The 26542-nt window shown below is 56.6% G+C and carries 26 protein-coding genes; 8 read left to right on the top strand and 18 right to left on the bottom strand.

The genetic code is table 11. From position 1 onward, the window contains the following. Positions 1-96: 96 nt before the first annotated feature. The 4 genes from AC1ECN_RS27390 to AC1ECN_RS27375 all read right to left on the bottom strand — a co-directional run bounded on the left by AC1ECN_RS27390 (position 97) and on the right by AC1ECN_RS27375 (position 3003). Positions 97-1194, bottom strand: coding sequence for a DUF3616 domain-containing protein (locus AC1ECN_RS27390; RefSeq protein ID WP_477954718.1), 1098 nt, complete (start codon positions 1192-1194; stop codon positions 97-99). Between the two features lie 80 nt (positions 1195-1274). Beyond that, positions 1275-2078, bottom strand: a complete 804-nt coding sequence (locus AC1ECN_RS27385; protein WP_477954717.1) for an N-acetylmuramoyl-L-alanine amidase — start codon at positions 2076-2078, stop codon at positions 1275-1277. A 29-nt stretch (positions 2079-2107) separates the two neighbouring features. Further along, entirely contained in the window at positions 2108-2446 is a 339-nt protein-coding gene (locus AC1ECN_RS27380; RefSeq protein WP_477954715.1) for a hypothetical protein, read from the bottom strand. A 32-nt stretch (positions 2447-2478) separates the two neighbouring features. Beyond that, the gene (locus AC1ECN_RS27375; protein ID WP_477954713.1) at positions 2479-3003 is read right to left on the bottom strand and encodes a hypothetical protein; all 525 of its coding nucleotides are present in this window, start codon (positions 3001-3003) and stop codon (positions 2479-2481) included. Positions 3004-3571: 568 nt separating this feature from the next. Here AC1ECN_RS27375 and AC1ECN_RS27370 point away from each other — a divergent pair. After that, a complete protein-coding gene (locus tag AC1ECN_RS27370; protein ID WP_477954712.1) occupies positions 3572-4417 on the top strand; it encodes a hypothetical protein in 846 nt (281 codons plus the stop codon). 173 nt (positions 4418-4590) lie between these two features. On the opposite strand, the gene AC1ECN_RS27365 is transcribed toward AC1ECN_RS27370, so the two are convergent. The 5 genes from AC1ECN_RS27365 to AC1ECN_RS27345 form a co-directional block, all read right to left on the bottom strand. Continuing rightward, positions 4591-4836 (bottom strand): pYEATS domain-containing protein, encoded by a 246-nt coding sequence (locus AC1ECN_RS27365; protein ID WP_477954710.1) that lies wholly within the window; start codon positions 4834-4836, stop codon positions 4591-4593. Between the two features lie 267 nt (positions 4837-5103). Then, entirely contained in the window at positions 5104-5331 is a 228-nt protein-coding gene (locus AC1ECN_RS27360; RefSeq protein ID WP_064697618.1) for a hypothetical protein, read from the bottom strand. Then, complete coding sequence (gene tnpB, locus AC1ECN_RS27355) at positions 5328-5816, bottom strand: IS66 family insertion sequence element accessory protein TnpB (RefSeq protein ID WP_477954708.1); 489 nt, start codon at positions 5814-5816, stop codon at positions 5328-5330. Before tnpB ends, AC1ECN_RS27360 begins: the two co-directional genes overlap by 4 nt. 26 nt (positions 5817-5842) lie before the next feature. After that, on the bottom strand, positions 5843-6229 hold the full coding sequence (tnpA, locus tag AC1ECN_RS27350) for an IS66-like element accessory protein TnpA (protein WP_477954706.1): 387 nt from the start codon (positions 6227-6229) through the stop codon (positions 5843-5845). A gap of 143 nt (positions 6230-6372) precedes the next feature. Next, complete coding sequence (locus AC1ECN_RS27345) at positions 6373-6636, bottom strand: helix-turn-helix domain-containing protein (protein WP_477954704.1); 264 nt, start codon at positions 6634-6636, stop codon at positions 6373-6375. A gap of 121 nt (positions 6637-6757) precedes the next feature. Here AC1ECN_RS27345 and AC1ECN_RS27340 point away from each other — a divergent pair, with 121 nt between their 5' ends. Then, positions 6758-7648, top strand: a complete 891-nt coding sequence (locus AC1ECN_RS27340) for a LysR family transcriptional regulator (RefSeq protein ID WP_477954702.1) — start codon at positions 6758-6760, stop codon at positions 7646-7648. 308 nt (positions 7649-7956) lie between these two features. On the opposite strand, the gene AC1ECN_RS27335 is transcribed toward AC1ECN_RS27340, so the two are convergent. Beyond that, the gene (locus tag AC1ECN_RS27335) at positions 7957-9405 is read right to left on the bottom strand and encodes a toll/interleukin-1 receptor domain-containing protein (RefSeq protein WP_477954700.1); all 1449 of its coding nucleotides are present in this window, start codon (positions 9403-9405) and stop codon (positions 7957-7959) included. 596 nt (positions 9406-10001) lie between these two features. Here AC1ECN_RS27335 and AC1ECN_RS27330 point away from each other — a divergent pair. From AC1ECN_RS27330 to AC1ECN_RS27320, 3 genes are all read left to right on the top strand, one after another. Next, positions 10002-10583 (top strand): hypothetical protein, encoded by a 582-nt coding sequence (locus tag AC1ECN_RS27330; RefSeq protein ID WP_477954698.1) that lies wholly within the window; start codon positions 10002-10004, stop codon positions 10581-10583. Positions 10584-11130: 547 nt separating this feature from the next. Next, the gene (locus tag AC1ECN_RS27325; RefSeq protein WP_477954696.1) at positions 11131-13368 is read left to right on the top strand and encodes a TIR domain-containing protein; all 2238 of its coding nucleotides are present in this window, start codon (positions 11131-11133) and stop codon (positions 13366-13368) included. Positions 13369-13409: 41 nt separating this feature from the next. Then, positions 13410-14144 (top strand): hypothetical protein, encoded by a 735-nt coding sequence (locus AC1ECN_RS27320; protein ID WP_477954694.1) that lies wholly within the window; start codon positions 13410-13412, stop codon positions 14142-14144. 98 nt (positions 14145-14242) lie between these two features. Here the strand turns inward: AC1ECN_RS27320 and AC1ECN_RS27315 are convergent, their stop codons facing one another. The 7 genes from AC1ECN_RS27315 to AC1ECN_RS27285 all read right to left on the bottom strand — a co-directional run bounded on the left by AC1ECN_RS27315 (position 14243) and on the right by AC1ECN_RS27285 (position 21573). After that, on the bottom strand, positions 14243-14932 hold the full coding sequence (locus AC1ECN_RS27315; protein ID WP_477954692.1) for a hypothetical protein: 690 nt from the start codon (positions 14930-14932) through the stop codon (positions 14243-14245). Between the two features lie 3 nt (positions 14933-14935). Continuing rightward, positions 14936-16270: a tetratricopeptide repeat-containing protein gene (locus AC1ECN_RS27310; protein ID WP_477954690.1), complete on the bottom strand. Its 1335-nt coding sequence runs from the start codon at positions 16268-16270 to the stop codon at positions 14936-14938. 138 nt (positions 16271-16408) lie between these two features. After that, on the bottom strand, positions 16409-17554 hold the full coding sequence (locus tag AC1ECN_RS27305; protein ID WP_477954688.1) for a patatin-like phospholipase family protein: 1146 nt from the start codon (positions 17552-17554) through the stop codon (positions 16409-16411). Positions 17555-17603: 49 nt separating this feature from the next. Next, a complete protein-coding gene (locus AC1ECN_RS27300) occupies positions 17604-18455 on the bottom strand; it encodes an N-acetylmuramidase domain-containing protein (RefSeq protein WP_477954686.1) in 852 nt (283 codons plus the stop codon). Positions 18456-18483: 28 nt separating this feature from the next. Continuing rightward, positions 18484-19353 (bottom strand): DUF4231 domain-containing protein, encoded by an 870-nt coding sequence (locus tag AC1ECN_RS27295; protein ID WP_477954684.1) that lies wholly within the window; start codon positions 19351-19353, stop codon positions 18484-18486. Between the two features lie 285 nt (positions 19354-19638). Next, positions 19639-20976, bottom strand: a complete 1338-nt coding sequence (locus AC1ECN_RS27290) for a TRAFs-binding domain-containing protein (protein WP_477954682.1) — start codon at positions 20974-20976, stop codon at positions 19639-19641. A gap of 12 nt (positions 20977-20988) precedes the next feature. Next, the gene (locus AC1ECN_RS27285) at positions 20989-21573 is read right to left on the bottom strand and encodes a hypothetical protein (protein ID WP_477954680.1); all 585 of its coding nucleotides are present in this window, start codon (positions 21571-21573) and stop codon (positions 20989-20991) included. 737 nt (positions 21574-22310) lie between these two features. Here AC1ECN_RS27285 and AC1ECN_RS27280 point away from each other — a divergent pair. The 3 genes from AC1ECN_RS27280 (at position 22311) to AC1ECN_RS27270 (ending at position 26218) form a co-directional block, all read left to right on the top strand. Then, positions 22311-23654 carry a hypothetical protein gene (locus tag AC1ECN_RS27280; RefSeq protein ID WP_477954678.1) on the top strand — a complete coding sequence of 448 codons (1344 nt, stop codon included), beginning with the start codon at positions 22311-22313 and terminating at the stop codon, positions 23652-23654. A gap of 330 nt (positions 23655-23984) precedes the next feature. Then, positions 23985-25130 carry a toll/interleukin-1 receptor domain-containing protein gene (locus tag AC1ECN_RS27275; RefSeq protein WP_477954676.1) on the top strand — a complete coding sequence of 382 codons (1146 nt, stop codon included), beginning with the start codon at positions 23985-23987 and terminating at the stop codon, positions 25128-25130. Further along, the gene (locus AC1ECN_RS27270; RefSeq protein WP_477954675.1) at positions 25127-26218 is read left to right on the top strand and encodes an ABC transporter permease; all 1092 of its coding nucleotides are present in this window, start codon (positions 25127-25129) and stop codon (positions 26216-26218) included. The genes AC1ECN_RS27275 and AC1ECN_RS27270 overlap by 4 nt, the downstream gene beginning before the upstream one ends. Positions 26219-26335: 117 nt before the next feature. Here AC1ECN_RS27270 and AC1ECN_RS27265 read toward each other — a convergent pair. Beyond that, the coding region (locus AC1ECN_RS27265; protein ID WP_477954674.1) for a transposase at positions 26336-26542 on the bottom strand (207 nt) is incomplete at its 5' end.

Here is a 26542-nt window from a genome sequence, read left to right as displayed (position 1 = left end):
TCGTTACGTCGCTCTTATTTTGACTTTGTGTTTCGCGTCAGTGGCATTGCGCGCAGAATTCTCGGTGGCAATCAAAACCAACGGTGGTCCCGCCGTCTATTTAAGATCGATCTCGATAGGTGTGGGCTGACCTGCGTCCGGCCCATCGAACCACAAAAGGGCGCGTAGTTTGCCATCGCTCGCGCTCAGTGGCAGCAGTGCCTCTGGCTTGACCTCACTGCCATACCCTTTGAGATCAACGAGTTTGTTGGCCTTCTGGTCGTACGAAAAGACCGCATAATCCCCCAGTTGAATGGGATGGCCCTTGGTCGGATCGTTCTCCGGACCCGCGAGAACGAGCAACTTTCCTTCGAAGGTAAGAAGATCGCGAACGCCACGTGGATGGCCGAAGGTGTCGACCTTCAACTCGGGCCTTAGCAGAGTCGCGTCTCCCGTCTTACTGTCGAACAGCACGCCCAGCGGCACGGACAAAATGGCGGCCCGGTGATCTGTTAGGATCGGCCCCCGGAATCCCGCGTACAGGGTGCCTTCCCGCACTGCCAGGCCCTCGATGGTGAGACCATTCTCCTCTAGGGGCTTGTCAACGAAGGGCTGCAGCTCAGGCATCAGCCTGATAATTTTGGTCAGCAGCTGCGAAGACGCCAATTCAGGCTGGCCAACGAGCTTACCGGTCTTGGTGTCGATGGAATCGGACGCAAAACGAATACGGAAGATCCGGCTGCTCGCCTTAACCCGCGCATTGATCTCGGCCGAGTCCTCTTTGCCATCTTCGTGACGCGGTCGGCCATGCGAACCGATGACATAGTAGAAGCCGTCGGCGTAGGCTACACCCTCTCCGTCGAGTTCAAGCGGCGTGTTAGCGAAGCTGTCGTCGATCAGTCGGACGAAATCGCCGGCAATCAGCTTTCCGTCCTCTAGAATCACGATCTGCGCACCTTGGGTCTCGTCGTCAGCCACGAGGCAAACGCGTGGGTACCCCGAACTCGCTGCGCACGCGATACCGCTGACGTCCTTAGATTTCTTGCTGTCGGATCCGTCGAAATTCTTCGATTTGCCGATCAGCTTTCCGCTGACCTTCCAAGGCTGCGAATCGGCTGCCTGTCCAAGTGCTGCCCCGCTCCAGCCGATCCCGGCAGACAGGCAGGTCACAACAAGTGTCGACCAAAGTTTGCGAGGTTCATTTGCGCCGCTCATCGCTCACCCGGACACTGATCTGATCTACCGGCCATGACTTCTCCAGTGCATTCTAGGGTTTCGATCGACACTTCGCCATCTTAAACGGGTCGGAGGAACGATGCGTGCACAAACCCGTCCGCGCCGCCGTCTCTCGTTGCATCAACCTGAGCCCAGTCTCCGATCCGAGAAAGAACAGCAACTCTCGCACCAAATGGAAGTGAAGATGTAACGTCAAACTCCGTTCCCGGACCGCTGCGCAGACGGAGGCCACCGCTTGCAATCACCACTTGATCGTTGCTCGCCAAACCTCCCGGTGAAGCATTGCCTCCTCCGTGTTCGTGATGATCGTCTGCAACCACTAGGTCAGGCGCGGCAATGTCTTTTAGGTCCCGCGCGTACTGAGTCACCTTTATGAGAAAGGCTTCCCAGCCCCCGGTCCGCCCTCGCAACACGCGGGGACAGTTTTTGCCGGTCCAATAGTGATGTTGGACGATTCCTTTAGGTACAGCGATGCGACTTTGATACGCGAGAACCGCCGTCAAAAGAGCGGCCCTGTCGTACGCGACCTGCGTGTCGAGCTCAGGGTTCATGCAAATCTCGATGCCTATACTGGACGCATTCCCTGTGTGAGATCCTGCATGCCAGCCGACCTCATTGATCGGCAAACTCTGGTAAACCGGTCCATCATCGACAGTGAAGTGCCAGGAGACCTGGCGTCCCCTCGCGTCCGCACCTTTCTGATACTTGGCGTGCGCTGCCGCATTAGCCCCCGGCTGATCGTTGTCTGTGTTATGAATTGTGATCATGCTCGGCGAAAGCTTGGTGCCGGGCCTGTTCGAGTTGCCTTCAGGGATGTAGTCCCTGATAATGTTCAAATGAATATATGCCTCATCTATTCTCATTTAGCCGCTCCCGTCATGGTGCTGCGCAGTCAAAGGATAGGAAATGGCAATGCGGCGTTGATTCCGACTTTCAAAGTGTCGATCACAGCATTAAAGAACTTCTGAATGGCAGCCAGAGTGGCTTCCGTTGCCTGTGCGACCATCATGTGAAAGAAGAAAGCTGCGGCTTTCGCCGAATTTACACCTTCTTCAGGCGTCATGTCTCCCATAGCTACGCCGCCGGCTGCATCGATAAGGGCCTGCGTGTATGCTCTTACATAGAACTTAGAAGCCTGCTGGATTTTCGACCACAAATCTCCCCCAATCTTTGTTGCTTCGCCTATAATGGCCTTCGATAGACTGCTAACAGTTGAGCTCAAATCTGACATCGAATCCTCCTCTGCTCCTGTGGTGCGTACACTCACTTAGTAAGAGCAAACGTCGAAATTGCCCCAAGAATCGCGTTTTGTAGTTGTCCGCCGTAATTCTGAGCCTCGCCGGGCTTCAATATTCCGTCATTCCTATGCCCATAGTTCAACTGGTCCAGATAGTACCGAACGCCGTACAGCTGATACTCTCGGCAGTCGAAGCTTTGGTAATCCTGAGGCAGCGGGCTTACGCTGGATGGGAGTTGTGAAAAAGCCAATAACCCTTTGCTGCCTGGGCAAGGGGCTGGGGCTCGCGTCTTAGCGGCTCGCTGTGAAAGCCGGTCTAAAACGTTATATGATGCGGCATAATATTCGACGGTTTCCCTTGATTTGTAGATGCGCTCCGGGCCACCCGCTTTTGCAGCTGCCGTAAACTTAGCAGTATCCTCGGAAAATTTGTTAAGGTATTGATCGAAGGTACTGTCGTAGGGCGCTACAATCGACATGCATCCAGACATCGCCAATATGAAAACCATTATGGCGAAAATAGACGATATTCTTCGTGCCGCTATTTGCACTTAGCTATCCTCCCCTTAATGCGTTGTGGTCTAGCGAAGTGGGTGGCTGCGCTCGCGCTTTTGCCCTGCGCGGTTGCTCTATATTCTCTCCGCTAAAAGTTTCACTGCGTGCCACACGCCATCAATACGGAATCTTAGCGGTTACTTCAAGATGTGTTTTCCTTTGTTGCACGTCTTGTACAATGTAAAATTTTTGTGTAAGCTAAGTTGTAGATATAAAATTGTCAGTACGTGACAATTGACCTTGACGTCCTTCGTAACACAAGTAGTTTTCTACATGTGCGGGACATGGGTGATACTTTTGCCAGCCGAACGAAGGTCAAGTTTCGAAACAGAGAGACTAAAAACGTCCTTTATTCGAGCTTAGATTTTTCGGGCGCGCGAGCAAAGATGAGGATACTGCAAAAGGGATGCACGCAAGCTCTCACGAAAAGGCAGGGGGTAGCCTGAGTTACTCTCTTAGTCGTTTCGTGGCCTGATCCGAGCAATATCGTATTGCAACGACTCTGGCGCTCTGTAGCACAGAATACAGCGTTGTCGCTGGTCTACACCAAGGGGGACGCCTACAATGAGTGACACGTCCGGCGACTATCTTATCAAACTGGCGGAGGAGCGTGGCAAGCTTTCCCGGCTGGTTATGGGCGGTGCAGTTTGCGTGATAGGCGGAGCTCTCGTTGTCTCAAGCATAGGCCTTGGGGTGTGGGCCTTCGGGAAGCCTGAACTCACTCCGTTGGTCAACATTTTCGACAAACTTGTCACCGGCATCTTGGCGCTGGTGGGGGCGTGGGTTGGAGCCGTGATCGCGTTCTATTTCGCCCGCGACAATTTCGAATCCGCCAGTGCGCAAGCGCAGAAATCTTTCGGCATGTCGCAAAACGAGCAGCTTGCTGCCATCAAGGTGACCGATCCCGGCGTGATGATCGACGCGTCAAGCGCCTTAAAGGTAGAACTAGATCCCAACGATTTCGACGCAACGGTACTTCAGACCGCGTTCGTCGCGCCGATGGCGGCGAAGGGCTACAAGCGCATGCCGATCTTCGACAAGGGTGGCGTCGGCCTCGGAGTCCTGCATTTAAGCACGATCAACGAATATCTGGTGAAGCTGGCGGTGAAGCCGGTCGGGCCTCCACCGTCACCGCCTCCAGGCCGCGTACCCACTGTCGAGGACGCAACACTCGGCGATTTGGCCAAGTCGCTCCCCGCTGGTATGACCCTGCAAAGTGCGGTCGCCTTCGTGCCGCAGACTGCTACGCTTCTGGATGTGCAGATTGCAATGAAGGGCCAGAACGAGTCAGGCAAATCGGGCATGGGGTGCGAGGACGTCTTTGTTACGAGCACCGGCGACTCAAAGGAGAAGGTGATTGGATGGATCACGAATGTAAAGCTTCGCGAGAAGGCTGCTTTCGCCGGTTGAGGTGACCCTCGTTTCGTTGAACATTGCGAAAAACACAGATGCAAGGTGGGAAGCAGCGTTTAATTGCATAATTGGTATAGTTGAAAGCCAGTCACAGTAGCATCCCGTCTTACTAACTGAATTCCCTGAGAAGCGCGAAGTCGCTAGGGGCTGCTGCCGCGAGGCGCGGCAACTTAGCGACGCCTAAACCATGCGGGCAGTTTTTCGTCTGTTGCGATGTCCAGTTCAAGTTTGGTCTTTCCTCGGTCCGCACTGATCCCCACCGTGAACGCGCCATAGGCATGGCAGTCCTCCAGGGTCGTCCTGCCGTCAGTTGCGCGGACCACATAGACGGGTTCTGCTAAGGTCGGATGCAGATAGAACGTAACGTCGCCCTCAAGCGCTTTGGCATCGGTCTGATCAACAACAAGATCGAACATCAGCGTCTGGCGGTTAATACCCCCAGGTCTCCGAATCACCCTCAGGCACCTCCCGTCTGCCTCCGCCTTGCCGCCAAATTGGCCCTTATTCGGGCCCTCTGGATCTATATCCCTGCCGCGTTCCGCAGTCCTCGTGGGAGATGGCGTGACTTCGATGGCCTCGGCGAAAGGCTTTGCCTGCGCGGTATTCGATTTGGAATTGCCCGCTGGCCGGCTTCAACGTAAGCGCTGTTGTGGGGCCACGGGAGCAGACGTCGATGCCTCCAGCTATTTTGTGAGCTGCTGAGCAGCTAGCCTTTCTGCTTCTGCCAACGCGGCAGTTTTGCTTTTGAAAGGACCGATATCGTTTTCTGCCGTGTCAGGTAGCCACTTTGGAAGGAACCACCAGCCTCCAGATCGATAACTGGTGCTGCTTCTCACTGAGCCGATATTTTTCGCAAAGAACCAGCCGGTGTCGATGCCGTCCTGCTCCCACGAGATGCTCTGCTCTGTCATGGCATGCTCCACGTCTGTTCTTCTATTGGGAGCATTTTATCGGTCCTGTATGACCACGGCAACAACTCTTCGAGCTGGCTGTTGGGATGGCCATTGACTATTTTGGTGAGCACGTCGGCGAGATAACCAAGCGGTTCAACGTCATTGAGTTTTGCGGTTTCGATGAGCGAGGCGATGGTCGCCCTTGTCTCAACGGACCGGACACGCCGCCAATCGAGGCCCGCAAACAGCGCTTCGAACTGTGCATGTCCCAAGGTCATCAGACCATCCCGGATATCTGGCCAAGTAAACGTATGCTCCTCCAGCCGCTTGTAGGCCATTACCAGCCCGCTGCCATCCCAGTAGATCAGCTTTAACCGATCCGCCTTGCGTGACCGGAACACGAAGACTGTTCCTGTGAACGGGTCCTTGTGCAACTCGTTCTTGACCAGCGCCGCCAGCCCGTCGTGACCTTTGCGGAAATCGACAGGCTTGGTCGCCACCATGATCCGAACCCGGTTCGATGGAAAGATCATGCCGGAACCGCACAAGCACGCGCGACAGCGGCGATCCGGGCGGCGGATGCGCCTTCTTCCAGGCGAATGGTGACAGCGCCGACAATAATCTCCGGACGACTGGCTTTCTTGATTGGCGGCTCCGATACCGGTGGCTCGACAAGCACCGCTGCGAACTCTAGGGCATCTTCGGGTGCTGGCAGAACCAGCTTGCCCTGCCGTGCCATCGTTCGCCAAGTCGACAGGTGGTTCGGCTTCAGGCCGTGTCGCTCTGCGACTTCATTGACCATCGCGCCTGGGCGAAGGCTCTCTGAAACAATCTGCGCCTTGACGTCGTCTGGCCAATTCCGATGCGGCTCACGTCCAGACTTCCTGGTCGTGAGAAACTCCAATGTACGCTCCATGGAGAAACTCCCGTTACTCATCCATGGAAAGCCGATCGCAGATCACGGCGGCGAAGACAAAGTGGGAGCGGAACACCGGTTACGAAGATAGAGTCTGAGACTATTTGAAAAACGACGCTCGGCGAATCGCCCTGGAGGAGAGATCACGCCTTTGGCTTTCTTCCGGCCCTCATTGGCTCTGGCTTGCCTGCGGACGGCGGCGGTTCAGAGAAAAACACAGAAATGTCAATTGACAGCGCGGCAGCGAGGCGATCGATGAGATCAATGGAGGCATTGTGCTGGCCTCTCTCCAAATCGCTGATGACAGTGCGATCCACCTGGGCGTCCACAGCGAGGTTCTCCTGTGTGATTTTCTGCGAGACTCGGAGATTTCGCAGGTTCCAAGCTATGCGTGCGCGAGTGTCCATGTCTCATGGGCACCATCTTGCATCACATTAATCCATCGGATATATTCTACATATTAGAATTGTCGTCCGCGCTTAGCGATCGAGCGTTCGGTGGCGCTCGGACTGATGAGGAGACGCGCAATTGGAACTACGCCAGCTCTCCTACTTCGTCGCGGTGGCCGAGGAACTGCATTTCGGCCGGGCGGCCGCCAAGGTGCGCATCGCCCAGCCGGCGCTCAGCAACCATGTGCAGGCGCTGGAGCGCGAACTCGGCTGCCCGCTGTTCATCCGCTCGACCAGACGGGTGGAACTGACGCGGGCAGGGGAGATCTTCCACGAACGCTGCGTCGGGATCCTGAGCGAGGTCGATCTGTCCGCCGAGATCACCAGGGCGGTGGCCGGCAAGACGATCCGGCAGATCAGGATCGGCACCGTCTATCCGGCCACCACCGGCGTGCTGCCGGCGTTTCTGGCAAAGATCGCCCGCAAGTACCCGGATATCCGCATCCATATCTCAAGCGGCAATACCGGCGACATCATCCGCGGCCTGGAAAACGGCCAGATCAATCTCGGCTTCATCCGGCCAGTGGAAAACATCGGCTCGTTGCGCTTCTCGTCGATCGCCCATGAGCGTTATCTGCTGGCGGTGGCGAGGAGCAACCGGCTGGCGGAGCAGGCGGAGATTTCCATCGACGACCTGCGCTCGGAGAAGATCATCGCCTTTAATCGCAAGAACCTCTCCTACACAGAGCGGTACTTCAACGAGAAGTTCGAGGAATACGATCTGACCCGCAACATCGTCTATAGTTGCGACGACACCTATTCGCTGGTGTCGCTGGTCTCGGCCGGGCTTGGCATCGGCTTTGCGCCGGAATGGACCGAAGGCTTGCCGAACCGGGCCTTCGAGTTGAAAGCGGTCAGAGGCATCGACTTCAGGATCGGGCTTGGGGTCGCCTGGAGCAAGGATGACCCAACCGCCTCGCGCGATGACATTGTCGATATCGCCCGCTCATTGGCACGGCCGGTGAGGTGAGGCGAGGGGGGGCGCCACGGGTGTCGCCCCAAGCGGAACGGCTTGCCGGGGGCAGTCGGTCCCCGGTTCCGCTCGTTGCGAGCGGCGCTTTGCTAACCCTCCTGCGGCTGCCCTTTTAACCGGTCAAGCCGTGCGCGAACTGGCGCCGGCGCGGACGCGCCTTTGCCTGGTACGCTCATTGTTTGGAGGAGCGCCCTTGCCTTGGTGGCCACGATCTAAGAGCAAGAAGGAGTTGACGGCCGCAACTTCGGCATTTAATTCACGACGTACACGCGATAAATGCCGAGCGGTCCATTCATGGACGTCAATTAATCTTTCTCGATATAAAGCAACTCATTGCAAAGTGTTTGCAAAAACCCACTGTTCGTTTGCTTCATGCCGAAAAATGTGTTCGAAACTTCAACGGCAGCGTCTGACCAAGTAACATCCTTACCAGGAGCCTCGGCGGCAGCAATCTTGTCGAAGATCAAAGCTCTGGTTTTCGACCATTTCTTGATTTCATCGCGAAGTGCCGATTTATCGGCACCGTCGCGGAAACCGTTGAGCAACGGCGGGTCATCATTCGCATCCTTGGGTGGCAGAAGGCCGAACTCGCGAGCCTCCGCCTCAACGATCACAATGGTTTTCTGCAGCCGTAGCAGCAGTTCCGCCTTAATTTCCCCCGCAGCCGCAAGATTGTCGGTGATCTCGTCTACCAAAGGCAAAACGCGTTGGCGAAATCGGATCGTCAAGATAAGCGCGCTGAGAAGCAGAGATGAGCGGAAATTAACGTCAAACCGTCGATCCCGCGACGGAATAAAAGCTACGTACGAATCCATTTTTCCAGAGTTGTAGATTATATTGCGCGCGAAAACCGGGCGATAGAATTGCTTGTCAAGACCGAGACAGAGAAACTCAGTCTGAGTGGGTATCTTGCCTCTTGCAACTTCGCGGGAAGCCGTTTCTAGATCGTCGACCCACAATGGCATCGGCTCATCGCAGTTCATATTGCATGCTGCGCTCTTTATGTCAGCCCACGTCGTGCTGGTGCCGGAAATACCGAATATAACGGGGAGAATATTGTATTCCCCATCGATCTTGGTGGTTGGGCTGAGACCCTCGAGACTGCCAGTCGTTCCTGATGAGGGAATTGTGAATTTAATCCGAGGCTGAAACACATCTTCAGCAGTAATGTTATCTGGCCTATCCGAAAAGAATACGTGAGTGATCCTTCGGACACCCGTACGCATCAGTTTACGAATACCCTGATCATTGATATTCCGGACCGCATGATCCGTTGATTTCGTCAGCAACAAACATAAAAAATCAAATAAATCCGTATTTTCGTAGTTGAGTGAATCTTCGGCTTCTTGCGTAACATTCAGTTTGTTGTCGTTGCGGTCAGTGAGTGCAACCCTCGTACCCTGATATCGACTTAGCTGGCTCGGGGGCTTCCCATCGTAGAAATAGCACAGCCTGTCGCGGATCGCATTTAGCTGGTTTGTCGCTTCCAGCTTTGCCCTAAACTGGCCGGCTTCGTAGAAGCACCAGTTCATATCTCTTTCAACGTTTCCCAGGCCGCTTGAGATGATGACGAACCACTGGGATCTACGAATGGAGTCTGAGAGCTTTGGCTCATACTCATCGCCCCCCTCAAGGCCCGCGTGGTCGATGAAGACCTTCAGCTCCTGCGACAACGCAGCCAGCGTTTCCACAACCGCATCTGCAATTTTCTTGTCCTTATGATTGTACGATATAAAAACACCCACCTCGCTCATCGACATTCTCCTCGCCCCGCTCCAACAAAAGTAAAGTCACGTCGTGCACCAGAAACGATTATAACATGTATTGCTTATACAAGTTTTGGTAGCTATCCTGCAAGCGCCAATCGGGGCGTAGTGGTTCGCTTATGCCCACAAGTGGTTGCACGGGGAATCACATGGATGAGGTCTTCTTCGAGTCGAATAGTTCAATAAGAGAGGGCGCCAAGGCGCAGGCTTTTCTGCAATGCTTAACTAAAACGTGCAATTTAAATTGTAACATAACATGTGGCCGCTTAAAATGTAACGTTATGCGTGTATACTGACCGGGGCAGAGCAGTGATGCAAGTTTGCGCAGTTGCCTCGGGCTATCCTGATTTGCACCGATCTTATTTTCCTGTAACTCCACTAGTGTCGCGGACTCTCAAATAGATGATCAGGCCTTCGACGGGCAATATGAGTTCGGAGGCTCTTGACCATCTCGCGAATGCGAAGCGCACAGTCGTATCACAACTACTGAACTACGTTCCGCAGTCCCCCAGTTCCATCCAGACGAAGCAGGCTATTACGTAAGGGTCGGCGATCTTCGCTTAACGGCATCGATCCATCTGAGTTTGCGTTCCCTGAGAGCCAAGAACAAGACGCTGATCGGCCTTTCAAGCGGTGAAGCGGCCAAGGCGCTCACCGCAGATATCGCGAGCATCTCCGCCAATCGCACGGCTCCCGCGGGTTCCGGCACGTCTTCGTCGGGAAGCTTCCTGCAGACGATGGTGCTGACCGATATTGCCACAGGCTGGACCGAGTGCGTCCCGGTCCGCACACGTGACAGCGGTAATGTGATCGTGGCGATGAAACAGGCCAGCTCGCGGTTTCCCTTTCCGCTGTTGGGCGTCGACTTCGACAACGACAGTGCGTTCATGAACGCATTTGTCGTCTCCTGGTGCCGCAGCGAGGGTTTGGAAGTGACGCGCTCTCGCGCTTATCGAAAGAACGATCAGGCGCATGTGGAGCAAAAGAACGGCGCCATCGTGCGTCGCCTGGTGGGCTACGGCCGGTTTGTTGGCATGGATGCGACGGCTGCCCTTCGAGCTGCAGGAGAAGGCGCGCACCGGTGGCCGTGTGATCAAGCGCTATCATCCTCCCGTCCCGCCGGCCGCCCGTGTTCTTGCGCATTCCGATGTGACCGAAGCGGTTAAAGAGCGGCTACGGGCATTGCTGGAAACAGCGGGACCCAGTGCTTTTGTTTGCAAGCGTCCGCGCGGCACAGGAAGAGCTAGGGAACCGGGTTGATCGTCGTGGACTGAATGCGCAAATTGAGAAGCCATTGGTCATCGATCTGCAGAACTTCGCTGCCAATCTGAAAACAGCCTGGAAGAATGGTGAGACACGACCAAYGCATCGGCGGCCATATCGGCGGGAGGCGGCGCGCATGGCACTTGCCGACGCTTTGCCACTGCGGGAGTGTCAGACAAACGGGATACTGTTTCGCTGCGGTGTCGCGACGGAGATCATGACAGCATAGCCCCCCGACGGTAACGCGCACTCCAGGTTCCTACCCGGAAGCGATTGCCCTCATGCTTCAGGCCCTGTTTCCTGAGTTGCCGCGATGGACGGCGATAGCGGGCCAGAACTAAATTCAATTCGGAATCCAAGCCGTGCCGGGAAGGGCTGCAGGGTTTGTACGTTCGTAGTAAACCCAATATAGACTATGTTTGCTTGCCTCTTCCCAACCGGTAGCAAACTGTGTCGGACGATACATTCAATCGTGATTCATTCGTGTCGCGCCTGGTCGATTGGGTGTTCGGCTTCGATTTCTTCCTGTCCTACAACCATGGTGACGGAAAGAACTATCCTGGCCAGCTCAAGCGCCGGCTGGAAAAGGGAGGGTTTCGGGTCTTTCTTGACCAGACCGAGTATGTAGCCGGACTAGACCTGAGGCGCGAGACGCGGCGCCAGGTTCGCAGAAGCCGCAAGCTGGTCGTCGTCGGCAGGGCCGGAGCCCTGAAATCGCCTTGGGTCAAGCGTGAGGTCGATGTCGCCCTGGCGGATGGCAAGATCCCTGTGATCATCAACATCAATGGCGCCATTGAGGCCGCCGCCGGCGATGCTGCCCTCGCTGTTATGGCGGTGGAGCAGCATTGGCTTCGACTGGACGAGCCTCTTGACGAACACGATGAGGACGCGCCAAGCGAAAGCACGATATCAGAGCTGATCCGGGGCTTTGAGTACACCCGACAGGAAACGAAGCGCCAGAGGTTCTTCGCCGTTGCTGCAAGCGTTTTCGCTATTGCTGCTCTGATTGCCGCCTGGCAGGCCATCGAAGCCAACAGGGCAAGGATCGTTGCAGAGACACAGCGTGATCGCGCGCGGCGCTTTCTCGACCAGGTTGTTGCTTCAGGAAATCGAAGCGTTCAATCGCTTTCGCTGCAAGTGAAGAAGGCAAAAGACAAAGTCTCTGTCGACCAGGCGGTGGATCCGGCACCGGAAGCGAGCCTGTCAGGATCAACACTGGATCGCGCCAGTTTTTTGATTTCGCAAGGCGTCGTGCTTTTTGAGCACGGCGATCCTGACGGAGCACGCAAGCGGTACAAATCCGCGCTGGCGATCCTTCCGCCAACCTCGACACCCACAACTGAAATAGCCCGAGACCCCGTCGGTTACTTCGTCGCCTATAACCGGCTGGCGGATGCCGGGCAGGGGATCGGCGACGGCGAAGCAGAGCTTAGCGCCCTTGCAAATGCAATGTCGATTGCCCACCAGCAGGCTGCGCAGGCACCGGACTCCGCCGAATGGCAGCAGAGGCTGGCCCTCGGGCATCTGAGGATGGGAACCTGGCTCCTGAAAAAGCAGCCGACCGAGGCCGATCTGCATCTGGGCGCAGCCATTGTTTTGCTTCGCAGGCTTGAGGGCGATCATCCGCAGATGCTGAAATCACAGGAAGCGCTTGCCGATGCACTCTCAAGCCTTGGAGATTTGAGGATAGCACAAAAGCAACCCGCGGCGGCATTGCCGTTTTATCAGGAGAGCCTTTCCATCAATGAACATGTGCTTTCCATCGCTCCTTCGAAGGCGAATGTTCGAAGCTCCGTGTCCGTGGTTCTGCAACGGATCGTCGATGCCTTGATCGAGATGAAAAATCCCCAGGAAGCGCTGAGTTGGGCCGATCGCGACATCGCCTTTTCGCGGGAGTTCTCATCCCTTTCGCCTGAAGATCTGGGGCGGAAACGCGATCTCGCATCAAGCTTCGACCGGCGTGCCCACGTTCTCGATCAGCTTGGGGAGGAGGATATAGCAATCAAAAGCTATGAGGAGGGCATCAATCAGCTTGAAGCCGCGATAGCAGTGGCGGATGCGCCGCCAATGTGGAGGCGCGATACCGCCTCAATGCTGGAAAATATGGCCAAGCTCCGCGAAACCGCCGATCCCGATAGCGCTATAACGGCTTTGAGGCGCGCGCTTTCCATCCGGGAAGGGCTTGCCGCCTCGCAGGAAGATCCAGCCTGGCAAAATGAAGTCGAAACCTCTTACCGCCGGTTGACCGAGCTTATGCTCGACCTCAATCGGGAAGCCGACGCCCTGGAAATAGCCGAGCAATATCTGCTAGCCACCATCATCTCGCCTGATCGCCAGAACAGCCGGGTGGACAGAGTCGGGCGCGCGCTTGGAACACTGTGCTGGTCGGCGACCAACGCCCGGAACTTTTCCCGGGCCGTCTGGGCCGGCCAGGCGGCAACCATGCTTGCGCCGGACCGCGAATTCGTCTGGCTCAACTATGCCCATGCGTTGATGTTTGCCGGAGATCGCGAGAAGGCAAGAACAATTTACCTTGGCGGGCCGCCAATGGAGAATAAAAATGCCCAGGACAAATTGAAAATCCTGAAACAATGGCGGGATGATATCGGGAAAGACTTCAATGAGTTGCAGCAGCGCAATTTAAAAGATAGTTTAATAATGCAGGTTCGCGCGGAACTGGGCCTATAGCGCCTTTCCGCAGCCCTGCTGTTGAAACAGTGGAGGTCGCTATGAAGCGAGTTCTCGTCTCTCCGGCAGTCATCTCATTGGTAGGCATCTGGGTACTGGCATTTCTCGCGAACGCACAGGCCGAGGACGATGCGCCTGTTCCGAAAATCATAATCTCAGCGCAGGAACTGCGCTCCTTAGGCATTGCGGTGCACAGCGAGGGGGCGGAGGAGCTTCCCCATCGTTGCCGGGACTCTGGCAATGCCGACCTCTCGGTATCGGACGAAATGCTACGCCATTTCACAGCGCGGGGCTTTTCACTGGAATCACTGTGCTTGGGTTTGAGCTCATGGGTGCTCTTCGATCCAGAAACAGGCCGAACGATTCCGCGCGTCGCATTTTCCCACAATCTGGAGATTTCTTTGAACCTGCCGGATTGCTTCAGAAACGCGGTGCCGTTTCTGGAGTGCGACAATCGTTACGAAACTTGGGAGCAGTACGAATTCACCGAGGACGAACAAAAGGAAAATATCGAACACACTCACAAGGTGGACGAGATGGTGCGGGCCCATGTTGAGCGCGAGAAGATTTCCGGGGTCTTTTCGATTGAGGCTCTCGGGCAAGGGATATTCGACAGCAGCTTCGAATGGTTCCTGGCATCCCCCGCGCTGCCGCGCGGCTACGGATATGCCCTGCATGGCGGAGAGGGCGATGACCCCGAGTCCGAAGACGTGGATCTCAGCACCTACCGCAAGGAATCGGCCGTGATCTCAACCTGGCAGGATGAAGATCGGTAACGGGAGATGGCGGCCGCGGCAGGGTCGCATTTTGCAGCTACCGTTCCGATTTTCTGCTCCGTTCGCAACAACACGCCGGACCGAGTGCGGTCCTTCCGTCAGCCACACTTCACCTTCAATTCCCGAAGTGCATATTCCAGGGCAGCAATTCTCGGCGGGTCGTGGGGATTGCGAGACGCGAGTTCGTGCGCACGCGCAATTTCGGATTTCAGCAGTTCACAGTTAGCGGAGCGCAGGCTGCGAACCGCCTGCAGAAGTGCCATGGCAGCTTGGTAGCCAATGAACGGCTTTTCCAGTTCAGGATCCAGCCTGTCGGTTAGCCAAGGGACGTGCTGACGGCTGGGAAACACCTGAAGTATTGCGATAGCAGCAAGCCGGTGGCCCGCAGAGTCATCGGACATCAGGAAAGCCAGCGATCCTTGCGCTGCCGGTGCCTCGGCTTTCATGTCCTCGACTATTGCCGTCATACGCCGTGTCCGCCGCGAGCCGGGTTGCATTTCCAAGCGTAACTGGTCGTATTGCCTTGCCAAGACAACAAGATTTTCATTCAGGGCCGGCGAGGCAACGGTTTCCTCGTTCAGCTCGCGGCTGGGCATGTCATCGCGCAATAGATCCGCGACGGCACGCAGCAGCCCGATGCGGGCGCGCTCGCGGAACTCGGCTCGCGTCGGGTAGGCTGCCGTCAGTCCGATCGTTTCAAGCCGACGCCGGAACGTCATGACTTTCCTCAGTTGCTTGATCTCGTCGGATGGAGTAGACAGGAAAATTGAAATAATACGCTGAGCCATAGCTTACGCCTCGCGCATCCTTTTCAGATCTTCGATTTGCTGCAGCGTGGTTTCGACCATCCAATCGGCTGCTGCCATCTGCTTGGCCTTTTCCAATTCTATCTCACCACGAGGATCATCGAGCCCGATCAGCGCTTCCGCCAATGTGGCTTGCGGCCAATACAGGGTCATAACCTTAGTGCCACGGTCCTGCGTCTCTTCAAACTGTTCCGGCAGTAAATTGAGTGCTTTCTCCGCCGCGTCGACGACTCGCCGGCGCACACGATTGGCGAATACACGATCGGCGATCTTGGATTCGCCAGAGCTGATGCTGGCTCRGACGTCGAAGAGATAGGCAAGGTTGATTCCTGTGTAATAATCTTGTCGGATGAGAAATCCACGTTCTGCTGCATAGATTGCGCTGTCCAGATCCGCCAAGCGATCATCGGCGGCTCGTCCGGGCAGGGCTGAACGACGCTTGTGGACACCGCTCCAGAGGCCTAGGGTTTCGGGGTCAGTCGTCTGGTCGGGTTCCAGAATCTGAAGAAGTGAGATTGCTTCCTCATAGGCGGCTGCGGCGGCCGATGGGTTTGTCTCCAGCTCCTTGTCGCCGATCTTGTACGTCGCGAAAGCAAGCTCGCGGATAACCCGCGGTCTCGCAGCGTTCTCGTCCTCCCCAGACTTCGCCGCCTGGCTCTCATAGATACCAATAAGCGTAGCCTTCTCTTTAACAAAATCCCCGGCAGCKCGAGCTGTCATGGCCTCCTGCCACTGCGCTGCGTATGTTTCATCCTGCGCAGTCACAAGGCTTTTCGCATAGCGCGACGAGGCCTGTTTTATCTTCTGGGTAGGAGGCTTCAGGGACGACAGAAGCGAATAGACCGGGCTATCGGGCGCGTTGGATCGTTGTATTGCTTTCATCAGCAGTGTCAGTTGTTGTTGCATCCGCCCCACCTCGCTATAGCCGATGTCGGGGCCGAGATGAGTATACTTGCGTATCACGATGTGATTGATGTCAAAGGGGCTGCTGAATTTGCTTTCGGCGATGACGATCGTCGAGCGCGGTTTGAGCGCGTACCTGACCCCCAGCTCGAACATTGCGTTTAGATTGGATGTCGAGACGTCTGCCACCACCAGATCGGCGTCCAGAAGCATCTCGTACATCGGAATATCGATAACGCCGGAATGCAGTACCTCATCTGCACGCACGCAAGCATAACCGGCTGCCTGGGCCGCAGGTTTGATGACGTTATGGTAGGTGGCGTCAAGGTTGAGCAGTCGCCCGGTTCCCGGGTCGGTCTTTTCTCCAAAACCCATAATGACGAAGCATTTTAAAACTGCAGCCTCTTCAGTTGGCATTTCTCAATCTCCAGCTCGCGTCGTCGATGACCGCGATACGATCGCCGATTTCCCTGCTTCTTCGTGAGGCGGCCAGTGCGGGTGGCAGGTCTCGCTACGTTATACTGTTCACGGCCCGAGCGGCTCGACATGGGACGCTCAGAAACCGGAAAAATGTTCCTTCTTCACCCGGCCTGCGGCCTTTCTGCCGACCTCGCGTAGATCGGAGATACCGTCGATCGCGTCCATTTTCTGCACAATCTCCGGCTTGATATGCGGCAACCCGAGCGCGTCCAGACCCGTGCGGGTTAGTTCCGCATTATAGCGTGCATAGGTGAAGAGCTTCGTTTCCCTCGCCAACGGACCGGCGCTGCCCAAGAGATCGCCGACCTCACGATCGATTGATTCACCCGCGCGACAATCTCCAAATACGCGACACAGCAGATCCTGTTCGTTCGACGCGGCAAACATCAACGCCGAGGGTATAGCGGTCGCATTAAAGAGCAGATTCATGTCACTGGGATCGAGGCCGGCTCGAACATCGGGGCTCGTACCCGTGCCGACCGACACGATCAACATCTCGTTGGTTCCCGATTGCCAGCGGGCATCTGGTTTGGATGCCCAGTAGCTGTCGACCGTAGCCATCAGAAACATCTGGAATGACGGGTTGTTGTACATCGTGACGCCGCCGTCGACAAAGACGAATTGCTTGCCCTGCGCCTCAGTCTCGCCCGGCAGTACGATAACTTCAGGCGGAAAATACGTTGGCGCCGCCGTGCTGGCCCGCACAAGTTGCCAGAGCGGAATTTTGCTATTGTTGTCGAAGCGCGTCGGATCGTTATATTTGCCGTAGGGATTATTCGACAACGGCCACGGTGAGTCGGTGCTCGCATTGCGCATCACCAAAAGCAGCAATGTCTGCAATTTGCTCGAGCCGAGCGTCGTGTCGCCTCCGAACACTTCCATCAGCTTCAATGCCAGCGGCTCGGAATCGAATTTGTATCGTAATCGTTCGAGGAGATTCGCGCGAACAAACATCTGGGTACCGCACGTCTCGTAGAATTCCAGAATTTCGTTTACGGACATTCCCATAGAGAGGCCAGCCGCGATAATGCCACCGGTGCTGGTACCTGCAATGTAGTCGAAATAGTGAGCCAGACGGAAACGCCCGTCATCGCCGTCGGGTCGCAGCAGATCCTCAATGCGTTGAAGAATTTCCAGAGCAAGCACGCCTCGAATTCCGCCTCCATCGATTGAGAGTAGCTTCTTGCTGCCGGGACGGGTGATACGCTCTATTAGCGACATGACGACTTCTCTTGATCTTTGTCTCAGTATGAAATGGTCGTCGCCCGGTTTAGGCCTCCTCCGGAGTTCCCTGCAGGCGCTCAATAATCGACCAGGTCAGCGGGCCAGCAATCCCGTCTGCCAGCAAGCTATGATCTTCCTGGAACTTCTTGACTGCCTGCTTCGTTGCGGGACCAAAATCCCCGTCGACGTTCACGGTATAGCCGAGCTTGCGCAGTTGCTCTTGCAACTGGCTGATCTCGACGCCGGACATGCCGACGCGCAGGACGGTTGGCGTATCTTCCTCAATTTCTAGATCCGGTTTCGTGCTGGGTCCCGCCGCTTTATGGCGCGTATATGCAGCCGCCATCTTAGTGTCGTAACTCATCTTCTTGTAGCTTGGACCATTATATTGACGAGCGAACCCGGCCCAGTCCCTGTCTTGAAGCTCGTCAATCAGTTTCGAATGCTCGATGAATTTCGACATCAGTTGGACCTGCCCGACGATGCCCGAACAGGCCTCTTCGACAAGGGACTGAACGCTCGGATACTCCAGCCATGACCAATGAGCGCCCATGACCTGGCCAAGCCCCCAGGAGCATGAAGACAGTGCCGCGACTTCGTCAATCTGCTTGGCCCGTTCCAACAGATTGTATCGCGCCTGCTGCGATTTTGGGTTGGGCACGCCGCCCGCATTGGGGTGAGCCAGACCTTTTGTGAGCGCGGTCTTCTTGAGCGATTGCGGCAGCAATCGGTAGAAATAGTGCCCCTCCCAACGGATAAGAGGCATTTGTTTCCCGTCGACGGTATCGAAGGCTTTACCAGCGCTCTCCACCTCGGCGACCGCGAGAAGCGCGGCTGGTTCGACGCGCATTTTCGCTGCTAGAGCGCCAATTTTCTGTTCTGCTCCCTCGTCAAACATTTCCCACCCCCGCTAAGTTTGATCGATCCTATTTCGAATTGTTTGACCACATGGCTTGCCAGCTATTTGTTTCCGCCGCGAGGACCTCCTCGGTGGCCTTTGCAAAGGCAGCTACCGTTGTCGTCGTTTCGTCAGTGGTCGCCTTGAGGTTTTCTAGCTTCCTACCAGCAGCGCGGTAGCCCACCACCAGATTGTCATAATGCGACGCTTGCAGGTGAGCCATCACGGCGGCCGCGCAGGTTGTCAGCACGCCGATAACGGCCGCGAAATCAAAAACGCCCTTTCCAATGACGCCAGCGAGCGCAGTCAAGATCGCAGCAACAAAAGCCAGCGTGAATTCGATGCCGTGTAGTACCCTCGAAGTCTTGACATATTTCTCTGATTTTAGGTCATAAAACCTAATTTGCGGGTCAACCCGCTTATCGAGATACTCTGCAAAAGATAGATTTGTTCGTGGAGACGATCCTGGGCCGGGCGCTTTGGCTTGGAAAAGTGTAAGATCGTTTATCTCGGCTTCGATTTTTTCCAACGCCGTCTTCAGCAGGTTGTCTCGGGTACCGGGGTCTGAATAGTCACCGGCAGCAGCGGCATACAAAAATGCCTCCCGCTTCAGCGCCTCCGAGGCTGCTCGCGCGCGAATTTGCTGGCGAATGCCCTCGCTGGTTAGGATCTGGCTACCAATTATTCCTGTAGCGGCCAGCGCCACTGCTCCCACTGATATCAGCACGGTGCGAAGGACGTTGTCAGTAGCCTGCATGCTAGCAAGCGATGCAACAAGGGCGCCCAAGATGGAAAGRAAGAATGAGGTCTTCCGGGCAAAATCGATCTTAAATTTGAGGGTATTTGCAGTCGCCGACCAGATTGCCTGTCGATTGGCAGCGAATTCGAGAATGGACATACCTATCAGCCCCCAGCCTGCATACCACAAATATACTGATATGCTCGCTCTAGGAGAGTAAATGAGGCAATTGAAACGATCAAGAGTAGTGGTTATTTATTTATCAGAAAAATGAAAGTCAGAGTTTGCAAGGGTAGTTCGTATGGTTCAAACGTTTGCCACCGAGTTAGTCGGACCCCAACCTTTTATAATTAGGAAGGCTAGCTCGCCCATTCTTCGAAGGAAAAGAAAGGAAAAGCGTGCCTGTGGTAAAAATGCGGCCTGACCTTTCGTCCAACGCATCGCTTAACCTGCCCTGATTTTATCAATAACAGCAGTAAGCGGCGTGCGTTGCCCCGTGTCGCTCACCTGGGAAACGCTTACCTCTAGGTCGACAAGCACGCTGTTCACTTTCCACGACGGTTGACCTTCAGATATCACATCGTCAGCTAGTTCGTTCGCCTTGTCAGGATCGCGGAGGTCGAAGGCCGCCGCTAGCAGCGTTAGTCGCAGCCATTCATCAGCCACGTTCAGCCGCATGGCGCGTTCGCAGGCAGCCATCGTTAGTCGCACGGTAGTTTGCGCGCGCTCTTCGTCACCCGGCCTTGCGCGCATTCTGTAGAGGCGGGGCAAATTACTGGAACAATAGTAGCCATTGAGATCGATCTCCATACCTCTTTCATAGCAGTTGATCGCCTTGGCTAAATTCTGCTTCTTTTCCATATCGGACCGAGCGATTTTGGCCAGGCGCTTATAGCGACCACCCATTAGGCCGAGGCGTTCTGGCGTCGGCCCCGTCATCTCAATTAACATCTCAAGCTCTGCGATAGCTTGGACGTCATTGCCGGCCTGGGCAGCAGCGAATGCGCGATTTTCCTCAATTTGCGGTTCGTCAGTAAACTTGCTCGGGAGCTTGCGCACAAAGTCGAGTACTACGTTCCAGTCCGCCGGCGTATCCACGCTGTCACGCAATAGAAGCAGCAATGCGAGAGCAATCGGATAGTTCTCAGGGGGATTTCCCTCGCTTGCGACCAAGATTTCTGCGAGTTGCATTCGCGTCTTGGCCGGAGCAGCGCGAACAGCGCGTACGCGCGTTTGAAACGCCGCAAGCTTTGCCAACTGCTCCCTTGTCGTAGTGGCCTTGGTTGGATCTACATTCGCTGGGTAGCCCGGGAGCGACTGGTGCATTGGCGAAATCCCGTCCCGCAGCGATGCGATGCCATTCTTGATCTTCGCCTGGAAGGCCGTGGCAGTGTCGTCGGTAATGTTGCCTTCGGGCAAGGGATACCGGACGGTCCGCAGCTGCGCGACGTCGAACAACTGCTTTGACCAGTCGGCGGCAAGCAGAACACAGCCGGTCTTTTGCGCCGCGTGACGGATCCCAACCTCGTAATAGACATTCCCGTTCGCAATCGTCATGTCCGCCAAGACTAGATCGGCGAAGTAAAGCCGTTCCAACATCTGGCTGATAATCAGTCCGCCGTTGTCCTGATCGGCGCGAACGGGCTCATAGCCGAGCGCTTTGATGGTCGGAACRTAGCCGCGATCCCACAGCGCGTTGAAATCGATCTCAGCCGGTCCGTAGCCCGTCTCGGACTGAGTCGCCTTGCGGCCATAAGGCATAATCATAAAGCACACGGGCATGCCAACGATCCTTCAATCCCACAATTGTCGGGTATCCAGCCAATAAATCCGCTCGGTCATGTCACGCACCTCGTCCATGAAATGTTTCGTTCCGCCGGGACCATCCCCGCCCTCACCGTTCCACAGAGCAATAAAGACAATCTTCTCGGTGCCAAAGCGAGCTGCGGACTGAAGCATCCATCGATTATTGCGCTCGTAGGGATTTTCGCCAGTTGGCAGCGGGCCTAACTCATGAGACATAGCATGCAGGGTCGCTCTCGATCTAACGGCGAGAAAGCGGTCGTGCCAACCGGCGTCGGCGAAATCGACTGAGTTGGCCAAAAAGGTGGGTTCATCAAACGGTATATTGAGCTCGAGCGCCATGTTTCGTGCAAGGCAAGCTTCGGCAAACAGCAAATCGCCACCACACGCTCCGCCGCAAATGGCAATATCACCCCGGGTGACGCCAACCTCCGAAAGCGTATTTGCAATTGCCACGGAAGCAACGGACTCCTTGTTCGGAGGAAACCGCGGCACCGTGCGATTGGGCGCGTCAATCATATGGCCGCTGAAGAGCACAACGTTGTTCGGCGGCTTGTGGGCCTGGGCTGCAGCCATCATCGAGACACCTAAATTGGTCCAGACGGCTAAGCATACACGGATGYACGTGTTTGTCGAAGGGAGCGAGATTGGCAACAAGGATTAACGCGATGCAACCAGTTGGCAAAATGACCGATTCTCTCATGACAACCTCATCAGAAACTCCAGCATGTGCATTTCATTTGAGGGGATGAGGCCCATCTTAGCCCATCGGCGAGCAGCGAACGCGTTTGCTGGGCCATTTCATTTTCCGGCGCGTTGTCGATCGGCGGGAACACATCATCCAACACGCGGTCAAGCTGCTGCTCGGCGCACACGTCGATGACGATGCGGGGGAATGCGGGGCACGGGCAGTCGAAATACCCCCGGCATAGAGTTTGCAGCAGCGGTCGTTGACGAACCTGCTGCGGAGCCGCCGATCAAAGAGGCCAGCCACCCGGAGATCGTGGAAGGTTCTGTTACCATTCGTGTTGAGGAGGGCGCGTCAGTCGCTCGGATCGTCGCCGTCGCGCGTGCCTGCGCGGTCCCGGCATGATCTTTCCATCAAACCAAGTGCGGATCATGGTAGAGACTAAGCCGGTCGACTTTCGCAAAGGCCATGACGGACTGGCCGCGCTGGTCTCTAGCGCTTAGCTGACGTTGCTTGGCGGGACAGGCGTCATCTTTATGCTTTCACCCTCTTACCTTTGCAGAGATTTCATGCCAGATTGAGTGTCGGGGCTCGTCGTAGAACGATGATAGGTGGGGGGTGTGCGATGCCGGGCACGGTGCTCGATGAACAAAGCATTAGTGACTTCCGACCCTTTCACCGCACATCGAGCGATACGGTGTGGAATCGAGCGTTCGATATGCGCGACCGATGTTACGATGCGATCGTCGAAGCCTTGGGCCGACTGCAAATCCGAGCGCTTGTTACCAAGTCGCAGAACGGCCAGTATCCGCCACATATACGCTTAGAAGCATGGCAGCCCGCTGCAGAACGCTTCCGCCATAGCGACGACGATCCGCGCGTGCGGGGCGAACTTCATCTACAGTTCATAGCGATGCCCTACCATGAGCACACGATCGTCACCAACGCATGGACGAAGGTAGCCGGCGAGGAAATCTCTATCACAGAAAGGCCTGAATTCTGGCAAGCCGATGCCGTGGAATGGGCTTTGTATGCAGTCGGCGGCCGCAGCGCAAAACCCGGCAGCTATAGACCGTTTCGAGACGCCATAAAGGCTGTGCTCGTCTCGATGGTGCCCTTTGCACGGGGACCACACTCGAACCGCATCGCCAAGCCGTACAAGGATGCTTTCTCGATATCCGCCCCGATGCTGTTTGGGATCGGTGGCCTGATAGTCGGCTTCCTCGCATTCTCAACATTCTCGACCGCCTATTCCAACGAGGGAGTCTTTACGGCGCTGCTGCTGTTCCTCGCGGCGGCCGCCCTGCTGATCACGGCCGTCGTGGTGGCGCGTCGCAAACATGCCGTATCGGTGATTGACCGACCAACGATCCCGCCACGCTACCTCATCCGTGTGGACGGCTGGCATGCGGTCATCCCGGACCTCGGCGCCGCCGGCGAGGATTTGAGGCACAAGCTCATCACAAGGCTGGAGGCGCAGCGCAGCGCCGCTATTGTCGCCGAGGTGGAACGCTACGGCTATCGGACCCCGAACGGCTTCGACGAGCGCGACCGCATCGTCGTTTCCAAAGAGCAGAGCACCGCGCATATCCATCTTTACCAGTTTGGCGGCGACCTGTTCGTCGGCTGGGACTCTTACGTGAATTGGGCTTGCTGGAAGGAAACGGGGCCGATCTCGTCGCGCCGGGAAGGCAGCAAGGTCGTGGAGTATCGGAGCCTGACGTCGGACATCTATCTGCCAAACCAGTTCGACCTGATCGACGTCGATAGCCTGACGGAGGTGGTGCATCGCCACGTTACCATCGTCGTCAAGGCGGCGATGGAGGAGCATAAGATCGATCAGGAGATCGACTTCACCATCGTGCGCGGCGATCGCGACAGCGCTTTGGACAAGGATCGCTATGATCGCCAGAGCAAGCGCGACCGTCACGGACTCCAGGCTGAAAAACGACGCTGGCGCGTCAGCTGAAAGCCACGTGGCCCGGCGCTGCACTGCAGTCGTGGATATCTCGGCTGGAGACCGAGCATGTATGTTCTAACGATCGACAATGACTTGGAAAAGCTTCGGCATGTCGTAGCGAAGGTTGAATGGCCTATGCTGACTGCAAACGAAGACGGCGACCCAGCACGCTCGCTCTTCCTCAATCATTTCTGCTTCGTGGCCCCCCTCTGGCTGCAGCTTCCCGCGCGCTCGGCGTCTCTGCGCATTGACGTCGGACCAGACAGGGCGCCGGTTACCTGGCACGGACTGACCACGGCTGCTGACAGCGCCCTCGGTCGACAAGCAATGGGAGCGTTAATGTGCCTCGACGGCGTGGAGGGCGCCGTCGTCACCTGCCCCGCGAATCTTGAAGAGTTTAACAATGCCTATGTTGCGGGCCCCGAAGAGCGATGGGGGCTCGACACCACACCATTGACTGCGGTCGATGGCCTTCTCGTTTTCGATACGGCACGGATCTTCGACCGGCTGTCGGCTCTGCTGACAAGTGCTGTTAAGATGGGACACAGGCTAAGCTACCAGGCGCTTTTCAAGCCGGGGCGACCCGACCGTGCGCTGATTGCGCGCACTCGCAAGGCAGCGGCGGCGCTGAGGCGCCACCCCTATGTACCTCGCTCCGTTGCCAATGCCCAGGAGGCCGTTGCCGCCAGCCTCGAAAAAACGGATAGCCAAGTCGAGGAAGCTGTTTCGACCTCCGAGGACGGCAAGGCGTGGCTTCGGCATTGGCTCAGCGAGAATGCCGCATCAGGCCATATCGGCTTGGCCGACCCCCGCTCGCGCCCGCCGGTTGCCCTCAGCGACATTCAACAGGAGGCGTTCGCAAATCACATCCACCCGGACGTGTTGCTGGGGGAGGAACCAGTTGCGGACGACGCTTCGCTCGTGACGTCCTACTGGAGCGATACCGACGCCGCGGAGCTCTTTCGCTGCGAAGGGCTGTGGCGGCGGGGGAGCCGACCGGCCGAGCCCCCGCAGCTCTCGCCGCTACCACTTTTTTTTGGTGGTCCGGGACGGCCGCCGCCGGTTGCGCCCGGGGGGGTGGATGTCGGCGAGCCCTTCTACTTCGTCAGCTATGCGCACAAGGACATCGCCGCTATCCGCCCGATTCTCGACAAGATCACAGGCAGTGGAAGCCGCATCTGGATCGACGAGCAAATTCCCGTTAGCGAGGAATGGGACGAGCGGCTGGAGACCATGATTACGAAATCGGCCGGGCTGCTGGTCTTCCTGAGCCCGAGCTACGTCGCCTCGAAACATTGCCGGCGCGAACTCAAATTCGCCGACGCACTGGATAAGACGATCTATGCCGGGGCGCTCACCGAATTCCCACGAGAGCGGGGTCTCGGCTACATATTCGCCTCGCTTCAATATGCGAGGGGGTCTGCCGATCAGATCGCGGTCAGCCTGCTCGCCAGCATGGGCCGGACACAAAAGGAAACGCCATGAGTTCGTTCACTCTCTGGCATTGGTTGATTGTCATCGCGATCATAGTGCTGTTTTTTTATGGGCGCCGCCGGGCCCGCCCTGCGACCGCCTGGGGAGGGCTAGACGCAAATCTGGGATCTTTTCGCGCAGCATCCGCCGAGCGACCTAGCCACGGGATGTTCGAGGGCGCGGCGTTGCCCATAATTCTCATTGCACTGGCAGCTGTCGCAATGCTTCTGGTAGCCGGCCACCAGATGTCGCCCATGCTAATCCGCTCACTCGCGATGGGCGCCGCCGTCGGCTGCCTGCTCGCGATCGCCCAGGCATGTGTCGTGATTTCGGGCGCAGTCGACCTTTCGCTGGGCGGCACGATGGTGATGTCCGGCACGGTCATGGTGCTTGCAAGTACGTCCGGCTTTCCCGACTCCGTGGCCTTGCTTGCCGGCCTAGGAACCGGAGTTGGCTGCGGTATTCTCAACGCGGTGCTGCTTGAGTGGACGCGGATGCCATCCTTCGCGGTCACTCTTGCCACCGGACAGATCATGATCGGGATCGTCTTTGGGATGACGGGCAGTATGAGTTTTCTCGGGATCGAKACATACGATTTCGAGTTCAACTTGCTGATGCTCTTCGGCAGCGGTGCCAAACTCGGCGGTCCGCTGTTGGCGATGGGCACAGCTCTTGGGCTGGGATGGCTGCTCAGCCGTTCCGACTGGGGGCGCAGCGTCTTCTCGGTTGGCGAGGACGCTGAAGGCGCCAGACTGGCCGGCGTTCAGATTGCTCGCGTAAGGTTTACCGTCTTCGCACTCGCTGGTTTCATCGCGGCGCTAGCCGCATGGGTGTTTGTAGGGCGCCTCGGTGGGATCGCACCGATGATGAGCACCAATAGCAGTCTGGAATCGCTAGCCGCCGTCGTCGTCGGCGGCGTTCTTATCCGGGGAGGCTTCGGTTCTGTTGTCGGGGCGGCGCTGGGGGCGGTTGCCATAAGAATCGTTACCACTACATTCGCGATCGCTGGCGTAGAGGCCTTCTGGGCCACAGCCGGCGTACCGGTAATCCTGCTTGCCGCCGCGATCTGGACGCGGGGATCAAGCAAAAAGGCGGAATGAGAGGCTATCGCCTTTCAGCCCAGACGGCCGGTACTTCGCCGCTGCCGGCACCGAAGCCACCGGCATTGCTGGTGGCGAACCGACTACGTTCGGCGCCCGCCTAGGCTCCAGACTCAATCATGCCCACCAAATGACGAGAGCAGCGATGTAGCAAGTTGCCTCGAAGTTGATCATRAGCTTGTCGTATCGTGTTGCGATGCGCCTCCAATCCTTCAGGCGGCAGAAGGTGCGTTCAATAATATTCCTGCGCTTGTAGGCAATGGGGTCGAAGGGCTGCATGCGCTTTCGAGTAGGATTGTTGGGAATGACCGGCTGCGTGCCGCG

Source organism: Rhizobium sp. 01N447_2 (assembly GCF_056399245.1).
This window is presented reverse-complemented; position numbering and strand designations above follow the sequence as displayed.